13 protein-coding genes and 2 pseudogenes are annotated in these 15,240 nt (G+C 33.6%); 9 read left to right on the forward strand and 6 right to left on the reverse strand.

Features of this window, described 5'->3' with window-relative positions; translation table 11 throughout:
- Positions 1–5 precede the first annotated feature (5 nt).
- Together ACIPKN_RS17315 and ACIPKN_RS17320 are read left to right on the forward strand one after the other, a co-directional pair.
- The gene (locus ACIPKN_RS17315) at positions 6–791 is read left to right on the forward strand and encodes an enoyl-CoA hydratase-related protein (RefSeq protein ID WP_400938253.1); all 786 of its coding nucleotides are present in this window, start codon (positions 6–8) and stop codon (positions 789–791) included.
- 14 nt (positions 792–805) lie between these two features.
- Positions 806–1,864, forward strand: a complete 1,059-nt coding sequence (locus tag ACIPKN_RS17320) for an enoyl-CoA hydratase/isomerase family protein (RefSeq protein WP_400938255.1) — start codon at positions 806–808, stop codon at positions 1,862–1,864.
- Between the two features lie 306 nt (positions 1,865–2,170).
- On the opposite strand, the gene ACIPKN_RS17325 is transcribed toward ACIPKN_RS17320, so the two are convergent.
- From ACIPKN_RS17325 to ACIPKN_RS17345, 5 genes and pseudogenes are all read right to left on the reverse strand, one after another.
- Positions 2,171–2,359, reverse strand: a complete 189-nt coding sequence (locus ACIPKN_RS17325; RefSeq protein ID WP_400938332.1) for a DUF3888 domain-containing protein — start codon at positions 2,357–2,359, stop codon at positions 2,171–2,173.
- A 552-nt stretch (positions 2,360–2,911) separates the two neighbouring features.
- Complete coding sequence (locus ACIPKN_RS17330; protein ID WP_400938258.1) at positions 2,912–3,247, reverse strand: phosphoglycolate phosphatase; 336 nt, start codon at positions 3,245–3,247, stop codon at positions 2,912–2,914.
- Positions 3,248–3,441: 194 nt separating this feature from the next.
- On the reverse strand, positions 3,442–3,810 hold the full coding sequence (locus ACIPKN_RS17335; RefSeq protein WP_400938260.1) for a hypothetical protein: 369 nt from the start codon (positions 3,808–3,810) through the stop codon (positions 3,442–3,444).
- A gap of 372 nt (positions 3,811–4,182) precedes the next feature.
- Positions 4,183–4,536 carry a gamma-type small acid-soluble spore protein gene (locus tag ACIPKN_RS17340; RefSeq protein ID WP_400938263.1) on the reverse strand — a complete coding sequence of 118 codons (354 nt, stop codon included), beginning with the start codon at positions 4,534–4,536 and terminating at the stop codon, positions 4,183–4,185.
- A gap of 501 nt (positions 4,537–5,037) precedes the next feature.
- Positions 5,038–5,547, reverse strand: a pseudogene (locus tag ACIPKN_RS17345) (DUF3231 family protein).
- Positions 5,548–6,058: 511 nt separating this feature from the next.
- On the opposite strand from ACIPKN_RS17345, the gene ACIPKN_RS17350 reads away from it, so the two are divergent.
- Both ACIPKN_RS17350 and ACIPKN_RS17355 read left to right on the forward strand, forming a co-directional pair.
- Positions 6,059–6,190 carry a hypothetical protein gene (locus tag ACIPKN_RS17350; protein WP_400938266.1) on the forward strand — a complete coding sequence of 44 codons (132 nt, stop codon included), beginning with the start codon at positions 6,059–6,061 and terminating at the stop codon, positions 6,188–6,190.
- A 379-nt stretch (positions 6,191–6,569) separates the two neighbouring features.
- Positions 6,570–6,911: a hypothetical protein gene (locus ACIPKN_RS17355; protein ID WP_400938268.1), complete on the forward strand. Its 342-nt coding sequence runs from the start codon at positions 6,570–6,572 to the stop codon at positions 6,909–6,911.
- 435 nt (positions 6,912–7,346) lie between these two features.
- On the opposite strand, the gene pdxR is transcribed toward ACIPKN_RS17355, so the two are convergent.
- Complete coding sequence (gene pdxR, locus ACIPKN_RS17360) at positions 7,347–8,819, reverse strand: MocR-like pyridoxine biosynthesis transcription factor PdxR (protein ID WP_400938271.1); 1,473 nt, start codon at positions 8,817–8,819, stop codon at positions 7,347–7,349.
- Between the two features lie 192 nt (positions 8,820–9,011).
- Here pdxR and ACIPKN_RS17365 point away from each other — a divergent pair, with 192 nt between their 5' ends.
- From ACIPKN_RS17365 to ACIPKN_RS17385, 5 genes and pseudogenes are all read left to right on the forward strand, one after another.
- The gene (locus tag ACIPKN_RS17365) at positions 9,012–9,794 is read left to right on the forward strand and encodes a PhzF family phenazine biosynthesis protein (RefSeq protein WP_400938274.1); all 783 of its coding nucleotides are present in this window, start codon (positions 9,012–9,014) and stop codon (positions 9,792–9,794) included.
- Positions 9,795–9,861: 67 nt separating this feature from the next.
- On the forward strand, positions 9,862–11,046 hold the full coding sequence (locus tag ACIPKN_RS17370; protein WP_400938277.1) for an aminotransferase: 1,185 nt from the start codon (positions 9,862–9,864) through the stop codon (positions 11,044–11,046).
- 28 nt (positions 11,047–11,074) lie between these two features.
- Positions 11,075–12,331 (forward strand): MFS transporter, encoded by a 1,257-nt coding sequence (locus tag ACIPKN_RS17375; protein WP_400938334.1) that lies wholly within the window; start codon positions 11,075–11,077, stop codon positions 12,329–12,331.
- Between the two features lie 126 nt (positions 12,332–12,457).
- Positions 12,458–12,800 (forward strand): annotated as a pseudogene (locus tag ACIPKN_RS17380) (N-acetylmuramoyl-L-alanine amidase family protein); the annotation flags it as partial.
- A gap of 786 nt (positions 12,801–13,586) precedes the next feature.
- Positions 13,587–14,057 (forward strand): peptide-methionine (S)-S-oxide reductase, encoded by a 471-nt coding sequence (locus tag ACIPKN_RS17385; RefSeq protein WP_400938279.1) that lies wholly within the window; start codon positions 13,587–13,589, stop codon positions 14,055–14,057.
- Positions 14,058–15,240 lie beyond the last annotated feature (1,183 nt).

Raw genomic sequence — 15,240 nt, forward strand, 5'->3', positions numbered from 1 at the left:
AGATCATGGTCGATACATTTGCCAATGTAAGTAAAGAAGGTTCCATCGCGATTATTCATTTAGATTATCCACCAGCAAATACGTTGTCATCAGCAACTATTGAAAATCTTCGTCTCATTTTCCAAGAGCTAGCAGAAGACAAAGAAACAAACGCCATCATTATTACGGGCACCGGGCGATTTTTTGTAGCTGGTGCAGATATTAAGGAATTTGTTTCTGCTTTTGGGCAACAGGAAAAAGCATTGCAAATGGCCGAGGCAGGTCAAGCTCTATGTGATGAAATTGAAGCTATGAAAAAGCCTGTTATTGCAGCTATAAATGGTCCAGCCCTTGGTGGAGGACTAGAGTTAGCGTTAGGCTGTCATTTCAGAATCGCTTCGAGTAATGCAATTCTTGGCTTACCAGAACTAAAACTTGGGCTACTTCCAACATTCGGTGGCACACAACGACTCAGCAGAATAACGAATCAAGCGAAAGCCCTACAATTAATTTTAACAAGTAAACAATTAAGCGCCGACGAGGCACTTCAGCTAGGCATTATTCAACTGGTAACTGAACCGGAGGAACTACTGCCAACTGCAAAAGCTGTTGCTCAGTCCTTTGTTGATGGTAAAAGTATGACAAGTGTGGCTCGTACAATTGAATGTGTAATGCAGGGCGGCAACGTTCATCTTCAAAAAGGACTGGAACTTGAACGAACACGTTTTGCTGAGCTATTTTTAACAGAGGATGCTAAAGAAGGTGTTCAGGCTTTTATTGAAAAAAGACAGCCAGAATTTAAACATTCGTAAGGGAGGAATGTAATATGGAAAACGAAGTACTATTTTCGGTCAGTGACGGTGGAACAGCCACCATTACATTGAATCGTCCTAAAGCTTTAAACTCACTTTCCACTGAAATGCTAAAACCTATCGGCGAGAAACTAAAGGAATGGCAAGCAAATGATGAAATTCATCTTATTATTCTAAGAGGTGCTGGTGAGAAGGGATTTTGTGCTGGTGGTGATATTAAAACACTTTATAATGCTCGCTCCAGTCAGGAAGCTTTCAAAAATGCCGAAGTTTTTTTTGAAGAAGAATATCAAGTAGATATGGCTATCTATCACTATCCAAAACCAATTATTGCCTGCCTTGATGGCATTGTCATGGGTGGTGGTGTCGGTTTAACCTTTGGGGCTAGCCACCGAATCGTTACTGAACGGACAAAATGGGCAATGCCGGAAATGAATATCGGCTTCTTTCCGGATGTTGGAGCAGCCTATTTTTTAAACAAAGCACCTGGCTTTGTAGGATACTATTTAGCATTAACCGCATCTGTCATCCAAGCTGCTGACGTTCTTTTTGTCAATGGTGCTGATAGCTATATGACAAGCGATAATCTACACAAATTCCTAACAAGGATCGAACAAACTGACTGGCATACACAAGAGATCAGCACAGCTCTAAACCAATTAATCGAGGAGTATTCAAGCAACCCATTAACAAATAGTGAACTTGCCAGCCTTCAAAATAAAATAGATCAACATTTCTCAAACTATACAGTGGAAGAAATAGTAGAGTCTTTAGATAATGACCCAAGTAAATTTTCACATGAAACAAAGCAGTTACTTCTATCTAAATCTCCATCTTCGTTAAAAATTACGTTACAGCAGCTTATAGATGCGCGAGATAAAACATTAGAAGAATGCTTTACGACAGATTTAATCTTAGCAAAAAACTTTTTAAAACATGAAGATTTCTTTGAAGGTGTACGCTCTGTCGTCATTGATAAAGATCGAAATCCGCAGTATACCTATAAAACATTAGCTGAATTTACAGATGAAGATAAGAAGAAGTTTTTTCATGATAACAGTGTAAAGTCATAGTTTAAAATCCTTTTTGAAGGAGCAGAAAGCCTGATAATTCAATATTCGTTACGAAGTTAATTTTTTGAAACAATTGAAGCCTACTGATTCAGTAGGCTTCAATCATTTTTCCATAAATACTGGTGGTAATTAATAATCCAGTTTCTCACTCTGTTTACTATTTTTATTTGTACCATCAAACAATTAAAAGAGTATATAACCAGTATTGCCTTTTATAAAAGTTACAGGGTCTATAACATTTTTATAGGTTCTTTCGTTGAGGAAGCAAAATGTTGGTACCTATTTCTTCTATCAGAAAGTGTTGCACTATAGAATGCATTTTTCTACTTTATCTCCTACATGTTGAAAACTAATTGTTTTCATCCCATTAGGGCTTACTTCAACAATCATCGTTTCTATACCATAAGGAGGGTCATGTGCATGCTCAAATGTTGTGACTTGAACTTCGGTAAGAAAGCTAAACGAACCTTCATGCTCTCTGATGATACGCCGGATCTTAGCATTTAAAAATCATATTGTTTAATGTAGCCATAGTAATGAAAGATCATTAAGTTGCATATGCAGCTCTTTTTTATTGAATTAACGATGCAGGCTAGTTTAAAAAACAGGTTACTTTACCAAAGCAAAATTTTAATTTCCATCGCTTTATTGAATAAATATCCGAAATATATTGTGCAGTAAAAAAACCGATTAGAATATTCCAATCAGCTTCTGTTTTTTAGTTTTTTTTCCGTTTCAATACCCACACTGAAAATAGCGAAAACCATACTAAAGAAAAATACTATTTGAACGAAACTGTCTGCTGTCCAATACCCTAAAAAATTCATGAAAACAAGGATGACAAATAAAATTGTTGAAACAATTTGCGTATAGAAACGTAAATTACCCGACATTTTACCCCTCCAATTTATGTAATTTAAAGTTAACACAATACGGGTATTTAAACCATTTTTATTACTGCACACTATGAGAGTGCAATAAAAAGAACAGCCAACAATTAAGTAAACTGTTCAAATGGTTTTATAAAAGTGGATTATTATTAGGTGTTCATTCAATAGATTTTACTTGATAATTTTCTTCAGAGGTATCTACAACAGCAGATATTTTCCTATTCTCATTATCAACAACATGACCTTCTAAATATACTTCATGTGTTGCATATTCACCTGAAGAACTAACTTCATTTATTGTAATATCGATATTTTTTTCCTTTTTAAAATGCTCAACTGTTGCTTGTATTGCTTTTTCTTTAGTGTTTGCCCATGCTTCTTCACTAAATTCCTTAGGCATACCTTGGTCGATAAGGAAAAACGCTATTAGAGCTAGAGCAATAATTGTCGTACCACCAAAAATAGATATAAATTTAATTCGTTTGTCTTTCATTAAATATTCCTCACATCATGTTTTCTTGTTTTTTTCAACAAGAGCAATTCTAAAACAAAATTTTAGTTATAACAATTAAATTTTTGTTACATGAAACTTATAATTTTGTAAGTTTTAATTTTATAAATAAGTGTTACTGAACATAATGCCAAACCCAATCGAGCTAAGTATTGTTCTAATCTTATCAGTCAATATTATTTTTTTGTTTCTGATAACTCCACTGAAAATGTGCCGAGATTGTTTTCTTTTGAAATTGTATTAATAATGTTGGTTATTTTATTTATTGTTTTATCATGCCTATCAAAGTTAGATAGTGATATTGTTAGAACTTTATTTTCAGGTGAATATATTGTATAGAGAATTCTTTTGTCAGGAGAAAATCCGTGTTCTACGAGACCATCTATAATTTTTTTAGTTAATTCAACTTCTCCAATCTTTTTGTTTATCTCTTCTACTACTTTTAGTTGTTCTTCGGAATTCGCAACAAATGCATATGAGGAAATATCTGTAACAGATTGGGAATTACGATTATAAAATACGTAGATGCCAATTGTAATTAACAAAAGAATAATGGAAATAGTGATCTTTTTGATGTTAATTCCTCCTCACATGCAAAGTATGTATTATTTTTAAAATATATGATTCTAAAGAGGAAAATGTACAGGAGAAAAGGAATAGGAGGGATAGCAAAGTCCAAAAATGAGGGAATGATATATATTATGCTTTCTTAATTCTAGGTTTCTACCAATCCTTGAGGGAGAGTGATCCGAAACCAATGAATTTTACAAGGTATAGGAGTTAAGCATGAATTGTATAGTCGATGGACTTAGACATTTAATAAAAAATCATACCGACACTGAAAAGAGTCTATATGCTTGGAGAACTAATGGGAAAAACCGGCAAAAAAGTTGCCGGTTTTGGGATGATAATCAATTTTATTTTGTATCGTTTTTATTTTCAAATCGACCAGAAGCTAGTTTTTTGTTAGCTTCTGCTTGTTGGATTTGTTGTCTAATTTGATTAACATCAGCCTCATTCCCGAATTCTTGGTTCATCGAGTTCATTGTACCAGAAGCTTGCTTTTTGTTAGCTTCCGCTTGTTGGATTTGTTGTTTAATTTGATTAACATCAGTTTCATTCCCGAATTCTTGGTTCATCGAGTTCATTGTACCAGAAGCTTGTTTTTTGTTAGCTTCTGCTTGTTGAATTTGTTGTCTAATTTGATTAACATCAGTTTCATTCCCGAATTCTTGGTTCATCGAGTTAAAGTTTTGGTTGTTTTTATTCATGTATTTCACCTCCTAAAATTAGTCTGTACAAAAGATGCTTTATTATTCGTAGGTTATCCTAAATGAAGTAGTATTGATTCACCAAGCATTATTTAAAGTGATTTTCATAAAAAATCATTTATTGAGTAAGAAAAAAAGCGTTGTCCCATGCTACAGTAAGCTAATGAACAATTTGAGAATTAAATGAAAATAGAGCATAAAAGACGCTCTAAAAAACTCATAAATCCCATGTTCAATGGAATAGCCCAGAAAATAAACCCTAAAAGGACAACAGGTATCAAAAATATTTTAGGTGAAAGAGTTTTTAGGAATATTTCAACGTAGATTCTCACACAAACTAAAATAACAACTATTAATATAATCATCGAAGGTAAGAAGTATAACAAACTTGTTCCTTTTGATAACCATGAAAATATATGCATAACATTACCTCGTAATAAATGGAACAGTTAAAAACCCCAGCGTTAAACTGGGGAACGGTTTGTCAGGTTTAATCAAATACTATTTTTCTGGATAAGCCACATGCATCGGTGGGGGAACTAACCAGCCTTTAGTCTTATTAAGACGTAACAGTTTTGCGCCGAGTTGAGCTTTACCTGTGTGAAATTGAGCGTACATTAAAGCAATATCCTCCCTAGTTGATATGCCCATAACTTGACTACATGTAACTAACCCCGCAGCAAGGTCACCTGTTAGGGCTGCACTAATTTCAGGATCATTGAATTTCGCACCAGGGGGGATATCCTCAATTCGTGCAACTGGTCTCTCCGGTGGTGCAGGCGGGAGAGCAACGCCGTTAGTTTTTAGTATTTTTTCTAACTGTTTTGCTTCTTCTCTACAAGTGTCGATGATATCTTCGATTATTTTTCTTAAATCTTCATCACCAGAATGATTCTAAAACGTTTGATATCCAGCGATAAAGCCATAATTTACAGTGAGATGTGTCCAGATACTAAAGACTTCTCCGTAGTGTAATGGCTCGTCTTTTGGGTTGCCACTAAGTAATCCCATACTTGCACTTCCTCTCTTATTTGAACATTTTCAAACATGGATAGTATGGGTTAAAAAAGAAAAATAATTCGATTTTTAGCAATTACAAAGACCACTTGTTCGAAGTGACCATGACAGAAATGAAGGAAAGATAAAAAGAAATTGTATACCACTATTACAATGCTTGTTTGTCACTTCTGTTTAGAAAAATAAAATGATAAAAGGGTCACTTGGGATGGAGTGACCCTTAGAAGGAAATCGGGATGCAAAGCAAATTTACTTTACATATTTAGAATATGATTTAGAAGTTATGATTAAATAGTTTATTAACCATGAAATTGTATTTAAAAATATAGAATAGGGAATTGTTTAAATTATTATAATTGGGATAGCGTAGTGCTTTTTAAAAATCGGGGCGATGCATGTGCAATACATAGCTATTCCGAAGATAATGTATGTTCTAGTATTTAAAAACAATACAACTAAAAAGTACATCTGAAAATCTTAGAAGAGACACGGGGGATACTACAAAATGTATTCATTTGATGAGGAAAACGTATTTCGTAATAACTTAGATGAATCGTTTCATTTATCAAATCAACTTGTTCCTATATTAATGAAAAAAGTTCAGAACGTCTTAGACTTGTTGCTGCTAACAATTTAAACCATAGTCCGTTAAAAAGGTTAAGAATAGCTGTAAATTGTATTCATAACTTAACCCTAATATACAATACAAATTCAATGGCAGTATGTAGTTGCAAGTATAATACCTCCAAATATCGTATTAGTTAAAAAGGAGCGTTATCGTTCACATGAAAATTATAAGGAGCTTCAGAAATACAAGCCGAAAAGTCATTAAATAAGCAATTCTTTATGCCCGGAGATTTTCGTCTAAATCTAAAGACAAAAATTCCTAAACGAACATGTTGAATTTTTTATATAAACCAAAAAGAAATAGTTGTTGATGGATAAGACCAATCACAGTTGGATAAAATATTTGTGAACATAAAAAGTTCAAATTTCAAGGATTGGGAGGACTAAATATGTCATCTGAAATGGGAGAAATACATCGTACTGGTCGAGACATTAACGACGTAATAGTACATTTTGGTGGGCAAGCCGAGAGTGTTTTTAGTTCATTGGCTGAACAAGGTCGACTTTCAATACAAAAGAAAGCAGACGAATTAGCTGTACAGTATCTTGAAAGTAATCCTAATCCAGACTATTATGATTGTGTTGAAATTGTAGCAGAAGGCGTTTTGACAGCAGGGAACGAAATAAAGGCTAGCAGTGGTTCTTGGGGAGAATCAGTAGATGCCGCACTTGGTGCTGGTGTTGCAATTCCAGCTGCAAAAATAGCTTGTAAAAGAATAACGATGTCTTAACATTAATTTTTGAAAAAGCGTAGGCGTAAAAAGCTTATGCTTTTTGATATTTATTGATTTCTTTTATCCTCTCCTCAATAGTAATTTTGGTTGTTAGGCCATTCTTGTCCATAATATCTGGGAAAAGAATGATAATGCCATTGGTTTTTACAAGAAAATAGGTTTTATCCATGAAACACGTATTATGGAATTTAATGAGCGCCGTACAAAAGCATTAGCATTACAGTGTAAGCAACTAAAATACTAAACGCCTGTATACATTAACAAAATGACAGGCGTTTAGTATCTAATAGACGTCTCCTATTGATCGGTCTCAATTGGCCTTAGTAATCTAGAACTTCGATTTTGTCCTCTCCTAATTATACTCAGATCATAAAATCTTTGGTAATCGTTTCTTTCTAGAAATCCTTATATATATTAATCATAAGAATATTATCAAAAATATGGCGAGTTATTTTTTTTTGAAGATATTTCAGCATTAAAAATCATACATAAAGTTTTAATCCCCTGTTGTAATTGTTGTTCACTCATAAATGAAAAACTTAATCGTAAATGACATTTTTCATGTTCTACTGGAAAACAAGCAGAACCTGGTAAAAATGATACGAGATTTTTTTTAGCTTCTATAAGAAGTTGATTTGTATCCATCCAATTCGGAAGAGTAATCCATATGTTTAGTCCCCCTTTAGGTACCATCCACGTAATCCCGTCAGGAGAGTATTGTGATAGTAATTCGAGTGACAAATCCCGTCTTACTTTTAAGGCTGTTCTTAATTTTTTCATATGATCTATCATTTTCTTTGAAGTAATAAAGGGTAATAATGACTTTTGTGTTAGTAAAGGACTACCCAAATCTGCATTAGATTTAGCAGCCAGTAGACGATTGAAAATAGAACCTGATGCTGAGAGAATTCCAATTCTGCAACTTGGAGCTAGCGTTTTACTTAACCCTTTTAAATAAATTACATGACCATAATTATCCATACTTTTAATAGGAGCAGGGGGCTTTTTATCAAAATAAATCTCACTCCATGGGTCATCTTCTACAATAATACATTGAATACTTTTAGCGATTTCCAAAATTTGTCTACGTCGCTTATGTGACATAACTACACCAGTGGGGTTATGAAAGGTAGGTATTGTATAAATAATCTTTGGTTTGTATTTATCACACAAATTTTGAAGTATATTTAAATTCATACCATCACTATCTACTGGAACAGTAAGTATGGTAGCCCCTCTTCCTCTAAAAATGTCTATCGCTCCTGGATACGTGGGACTTTCCATTATCACAACATCATTTGGACCAATAAATGTTCGAGCAATAAGATCTATTCCTTGTTGAGATCCATTTGTAACTAAAAGGTTTTCAGGTGTAGTAGGAACATCGAATTGTTTTAAATAGTTAGACATTGCTTCTCTCAGTTTATACTCACCTTGGATTTCACTATATCGAGATAATATCCTTGGATTTTCAGAAAGCATTTTATGAATTTCTTTTTCTAAATATTGATTAGGGAGAAGCCCTGGGTCAATCATTGATGACGAGAGTTGAATTTCACCTTGAACGTGATGAAAGTGAGAAAACTGCGCTCTTGGGAGATAATCTTGTATCGATAACTGCCAATTAAATGGTGGTTCATCTGTTTTTGAATCATTTATATCTGATTCGTCAGTATTCACAAACGTTCCTTTTCCTTGAATAGAAATAATAAAATTTTCTTTTTCGAGTTCTTTATAGGCTTTGACTACAGTAACAAAGCTAACTTCTAATTTTTTAGATAATTCCCGGACAGAAGGTAACTGGCTTCCTTCTCGTAATAGACCCGATCGTATATGGTCAACTATTGATTGGAAAATTTGTTTAGAAAGAGAAGTCTCTGATTTTCGTTGAATTTCAATATGCATGTCTATCCTCCATAAAGTGTTATAGAAGTGTATTGAGTGTTATACCTAGTTTCGTTATAAAATAAGGTGATTCAAATGAACACATTATAACATTAGGGAGGATGCTTTGCTATGTATACAGTAGGTAGGTGAGTTATATAAAATTACAGAATATTTAAACAATTATAAAATGTAAACAGGAGGGTTTATTTAATGAAATATTATGTAGTGGATGCTTTTGCGGAAAAAATATTTGAGGGTAATCCTGCAGGTGTTTGTATTATGGATGAGTGGCTGCCTGAAAAAGTGATGGAGAATATAGCTATCGAAAACAATCTTTCTGAAACAGCATTTGCTGTAAAAGAAAAGAATAGAGACAGTTATCATTTAAGATGGTTTACACCTGGAGGAGAAATTGATCTTTGTGGACATGCTACCATAGCTACTGCTTATACTATCACTAACTTTTATGACAAAGACCTTAAAAATATCAGATTTCAAACTAAGAGTGGAGAACTGCTTGTTGTGAAGAAAAATGATCTTTATGAATTAGATTTCCCAAGTATAAAGCTTAAAGAATATACATTGACAAAACAGATGGTGGAGGCACTTGGTATAGAACCTGTAGAAACTTTTTTAGGTAGAGATTTGGTGTTTGTACTTGAAAAAGAAGAAGATGTACGCAACTTGTCTCCTGATTTTACTAAATTAGCGAAATTTCCGGAGGGACTTGCTGTTTTTGTGACTGCAAAAGGAAATGAAGTTGATTTTGTTTCTAGAGCCTTTTGGCCAAAACTAAATGTAAATGAAGATCCAGTTTGCGGTTCAGCACATTGTAGTTTAATTCCATTATGGGCAAAACGACTAGGAAAAAATGAAATGATTGCTAGACAACTCTCTAAACGTGGTGGAACACTATACTGTAAATACAACGATGTTAGAGTAAAGATTAGTGGCTCAGCTGTTTTATATTCAATTGCGGATCTACAATTATAAAAGCGAAAAAGACTTCAAAAAAAACAATTTTCAAGATTGTAAAAGATAAGAATGGTGATTTTAAACTATGAATACCAAAGGTTTTGACCCAGAAAATTTTTTAGCAAATCGTATTAAAACCATTAAGCCATCAGGTATTAGACGCTTTTTCGATTTAGCTTATCAAATGGACAATGTTATATCACTAGGAGTAGGTGAGCCTGATTATGTAACGCCATTAAATTTTCGTGAAGCAAGCATTTTATCATTAGAGAAAGGTTACACGGCTTATTCTCCTAATGCTGGGCTTATTCAACTTCGAAAAGAAATTTCTGACTATTTATACAATAAATTTAATGCCAAATATTCATTTGAAAATGAAATTTTAGTAACTGTAGGATCTTCTGAAGCTCTTGATATTGCTATAAGAACTATCGTTAATCCTGGTGATGAAATAATAGTGATAGAACCTAGCTATGTATCGTACTCTCCAATTATTGAAATGGCGGGTGGAAAAGTAGTAACTATCCAAGCATTGGCTAATTTTGATTTTAAGCTCCAACCTGAGCAATTAGAAAAAGTTATAACAGAAAATACAAAAGGAATAATCATTTGCTCTCCTAATAATCCCACTGGAACTGTCCTAAATAGGAGAGACCTTGAAAAAATTGCTGAGGTAATAGTAAAACATAATTTACTGGTCCTTTCGGATGAAATTTATGCGGAAATTTCTTATGATGCCCCCTTTACAAGTATGGTTTCCATCCCAGGTATGAAGGGTAGAACCATTTTAATAAATGGATTTTCAAAAGGTTTTGCTATGACAGGATGGAGATTAGGATTTGCTTGTGGACCATCAGAAATTATTCAAGGAATGTTGAAGGTACATCAATATTCCATAATGTGCGCTCCTACAATGTCTCAATTTGCAGCCATAGAAGCTTTAAGAAATGGTCAGGGGCAAGTTAGAAAAATGGTACAAAGTTATAACGACCGTAGACGTTATATTGTTAAAGAATTCAATGAAATGGGACTTTCATGTCATTTACCAGGAGGAGCTTTTTATGTATTCCCAGATATTTCTTCAACAGGCTTATCAAGTGAAGAATTTGCTGAAAAACTACTAATAGATGAACATGTTGCTGTAGTACCAGGTTCAGTATTCGGTAAAGGTGGTGAAGGGTATATAAGATGTAGTTATGCTACTCGTTTTGAACTTTTACAAGAAGCCATGCTACGAATTAAAAGATTCATAGATAAAGAAATTTTATAAAATATTTATCCAACAGAAAAGAAGTGAAATTAAGAAATTGAAAATTCATTATGCTTGGATAATTGTACTAGTCATATTTATAAATCTATTAGCTGTTCAAGGCGTTCGTTTATCATTTGGTGCATTTATTGAGCCTTGGGAAAATGACTTTCAATTGGACCGAGGAACAATTTCACTTATCTCAACAATTAGTTTTATTGTTTATGGGGTATCACAACCATTTATTGGAACATTAGTTGATAAGTTTGGGCCGCGCTTAATACTTTCATTAAGTACTATTCTAGTGGCAATTAGCTTTTTATTGATGGCTTTTGTCAATGATTTTTGGCAATTGATGATTATTTACGGACTATTTGTATCAATTGGGGTTGGAGGAGCATCAAATGTAGCTGCAACGGTAGTTGTTACAAACTGGTTTAATAAAAAACGGGGACTTGCTTTAGCAATAGTAGAAACTGGGTTTGGTGCAGGGCAAATGTTACTTGTACCAGGGTCTCTTGCTTTAATACATTGGATTGGTTGGAAAGGAACTGTTAGTGTATTAGGCTTAATTTTGGCCACAGTAATCTTTCCAATAGTCTTGTTTTTCATACGAAATAATCCTGAAGATAAAGAGTTGGAACCTATAGGAGGCCATAGTAAAGAAGACAGTACAAAAATTAAAAAGAAAAAAAATAACACATTTTTTAATTGGGAAGTTTATCGAAAAAAACAATTTTGGTTCATTATTTTGCCTTTCGCGATTTGTGGTTTTACTACAACAGGATTAATGGACACTCACTTAATCTCTATTGCACAGTTATGTGGTTTTTCAACAAGCATAACTGGCATAGCAGTCAGTGTTTTAGCCGCATTTAATATAATAGGAATAATAATTTCAGGTGTTATAGCTGATCGATGGAGTAGTCGTAAGTTCCTAATTGTCTTATATATAATCCGGCCTCTTTCTCTTTTATTACTTTTCGATAATAGTAATCCTTATTTATTCATAATTTTTGCTATGATTTTTGGTTTAGTTGATTTTGCAACTGTAGCTCCTACTCAATTATTAGCGACCCAACATTTTAAAAATTATTCAATAGGTTTTATTATAGGCTGGCTATTTCTTAGTCATCAAATAGGTTCTGCATTAGGGGCATATGTTCCAGGTCTAATGTATAATTTCCATGCCAATTATAATTCTTCTTTTTATCTATCGATAATTATTTTATTAATTGGTGCAACTTTCACCTTTTTACTTCCTGAGCAAAAGACTCTAGAGAAAAAAAAACAAAGTACTATTTAAGTATGGGAGATTAACATCTAATTTAAATGTGTGCTTTCATTTAGGACATGTAAATAATTTTGTTTATTTTACTTATGTTGAATAAACAAAATGCGACAAGATAAACATTAATAGAAGACACCAAAGTCTAAAGACCATTCAGCAGATCTATATATTAGCATTCACCATGATGCTTTTGAGGATACAAATGTAAAAGGAATAACAACTCATTATGGAGTTAATAAAAGAAAAGATAAGAAATTGGCTAAAATTGTACAAAAAGCTATTTTTAATCAAAATATAGATACTCGCGATAGAGGTGTTCAAGGTAGCGATTACCTTGTTCTAAGAAAAAATTCTTCACCAGCAATTTTAATTGAGTTAGGCTTTACATCTAACGAAGATATGAAAAAACAATGAATTCAGCAGAATTCCAAGAAAAACGCAACAGGGTATTGTTGATGGCATCATTGAGTATTTTACTAGTTAACAAAATTACTAAATTGAAAATACAATTCTTTCTATGATTTAATCAGAAAGAATTGTATTTTTTGTATGTTCAATTGAATTAGTAAAAATAGGAGAGTTTTGTATTAAAAAAAGACGTAACATATCCAGATTATCTTAACATTTCCTTTAATTTATCTATCCAGAGACTTCATTAAATTCCCCACTATTAAACTAACGACGCAGGTTAGCTTAACAAGAAACACTGAACTAAGCTAAGTAGTAATCTTATGTTCTCAAGCAGTATTAAGACAAAATGATTTCGAGAAAAGGCGAAAAATTATGAATGTCTCTTCAGCGGCTACACGTATTGAAGGGACAGAAGAAAGCATTCATTACGCATCTGCTATAAGGAGCGATAAATGCTATGACAGTTGGATATCTCCTCCTTATAAAGTGGATTGACCAGTAACCTCTATCTATCTTGTCATTCATATCTTCGCTTGTTATACGGGATCACTTTGCCCCCAACCAGCCTAATCAGGTGTTAACAAGTAGGGGGCGAACAGTTTAGTTATCGGGATCAAGACCCATGGGCAGGTCCGTTCTACCCCGGCTACTATCAATCTATAAATTGAATAAAAACAGTCAACAAAATTTATCCAGTTGACCTTATAATCCGAACGGAGCAGGTTTATTGAATAGCGTCGTTTGACTTGTGCTCAACAATCGGGCCATAATGTGGAATAATAAAATTCGTTATTATTTTAATATGTAGCAGACTTAGTAATTACATTTTTTTATTTTTTAAACAATAAGGAGAGGCAATATGGAAGTAGTATATTTTGCAGGTGGATGTTTATGGGGAGTACAAGCTTTTATAAAAACTTTACCTGGAGTTAAGTTTACAGAAGCAGGAAGAGCTAATGGGACAAGTCATACACTTGAGGGTGATTATGATGGATATGCCGAATGTGTAAAAACAAGATTTGATCCGACAGTTGTAACAATCAGGGAATTAATGGGGTATTTATTTGAAATCATTGATCCATACAGTTTGAATAAACAAGGACAGGATGTTGGCGAGAAATATAGAACCGGAGTATATAGTGAAAAGCCTGAACACTTAAAAGAGGCGAAGGCGTTTCTTTGTGAGAGAAATGATTACGACCTTATAGTTGTTGAAGTATTACCTCTTACAAACTATATGAGAAGTGCAGAAGAACATCAAGATCGGTTAGCTAAATGTCCAAATGATTATTGTCATATTCCAGAAGAAATATTAAGTAGGTATAAGTAAGGGAGATTATTAAAAGATGGTTTATGGCATCTTTAGTTTTCAGAAATACTTTACCCTATAATAAGGGGAGCAGAACTGTTTAATCATTTCAACGATCGGGCGCGATTGTTTAATTAGCGTCTCTGTTCTTCTTATACTCCCATGAAAATAAAATCTCTGGCACTAAAAAAGTCTCCATGCTAAAACAAACGCGACCTTTATATTCAAAAAAATGGTAGCGCCTAAAATAAAGATCTGGTTTAGTCAGAGAATACTTTAAAGATGTTCGATTTGCGATTGCTCCCGGTGCCGGTTATGGCGTTTGGGGGACACAGTCAGGAAAAGACATTTTAGTGCGTAATGGCGATGCCTTATTTAAAGGGAAACCAATTCCTGATGAATATACATCAACCATCAACCGAGAATAATATATCCAGTTTATTCCATCTTGTAAAACATAAATAAATTCAACAGGGTCACTTGGGTCAGAGTAACCCAAAGCCTAAAAGTTATGTGCAGAGCTAAGCTAATTTGCTTAACACTACTATAATTATGTTGCGATAGTATGATTTGTATAGTGGATGGCCTTATAAATCGAATAAAAATAAAAAACAATAACTCGAGGTTGTTTTACAGTTTTAAGGAAGTGTAAGTGGAATTTTTCAGAACAATATGAGGAAAGAAACTAAAAAAGGGTCACTAGGTTGGAAGTGACCCTAAGTAATAAATGAGGGAGGATGTGACGGTCAACCAACGCCACAACCTAATAAGTGCGTGCGATACACTCAATACTAATGTGAGCAAGTTAAGGTTAATTATACATAAAAAAAGCCACAGCGTATGACGACGCCAAGCTTAGAATTGGTAGCTATTGGGATAAATCGCCATCACATGTATAATAAAGGGATAGCGTGTGCGATAACAGTTTGGAGCGATGCAATAAGTTGCTATCCCAAAATAAATATTGTAATTGTAATCGAGAACATTACAACGCAATAAAAATGGTTATTTTTTAAATCGGAAGTGACCAATTATAGCCCATTAATAATTTAATGTTTTGACATGAAAAAAGTTGCGAAGATGAAATTTATTGATGACACTAATATTTTATGCTCCAATAGAAAAAAATTGGTTTTTAAATGCAATAAAAAACTGTGGCGCTCGCCAACGCCACAGTCTATATAAGTGTATGCAGTACACTCAA

The organism is Lysinibacillus sp. NPDC086135, from assembly GCF_044746345.1.
Classification (GTDB): Bacteria; Bacillota; Bacilli; order Bacillales_A; family Planococcaceae; genus Lysinibacillus.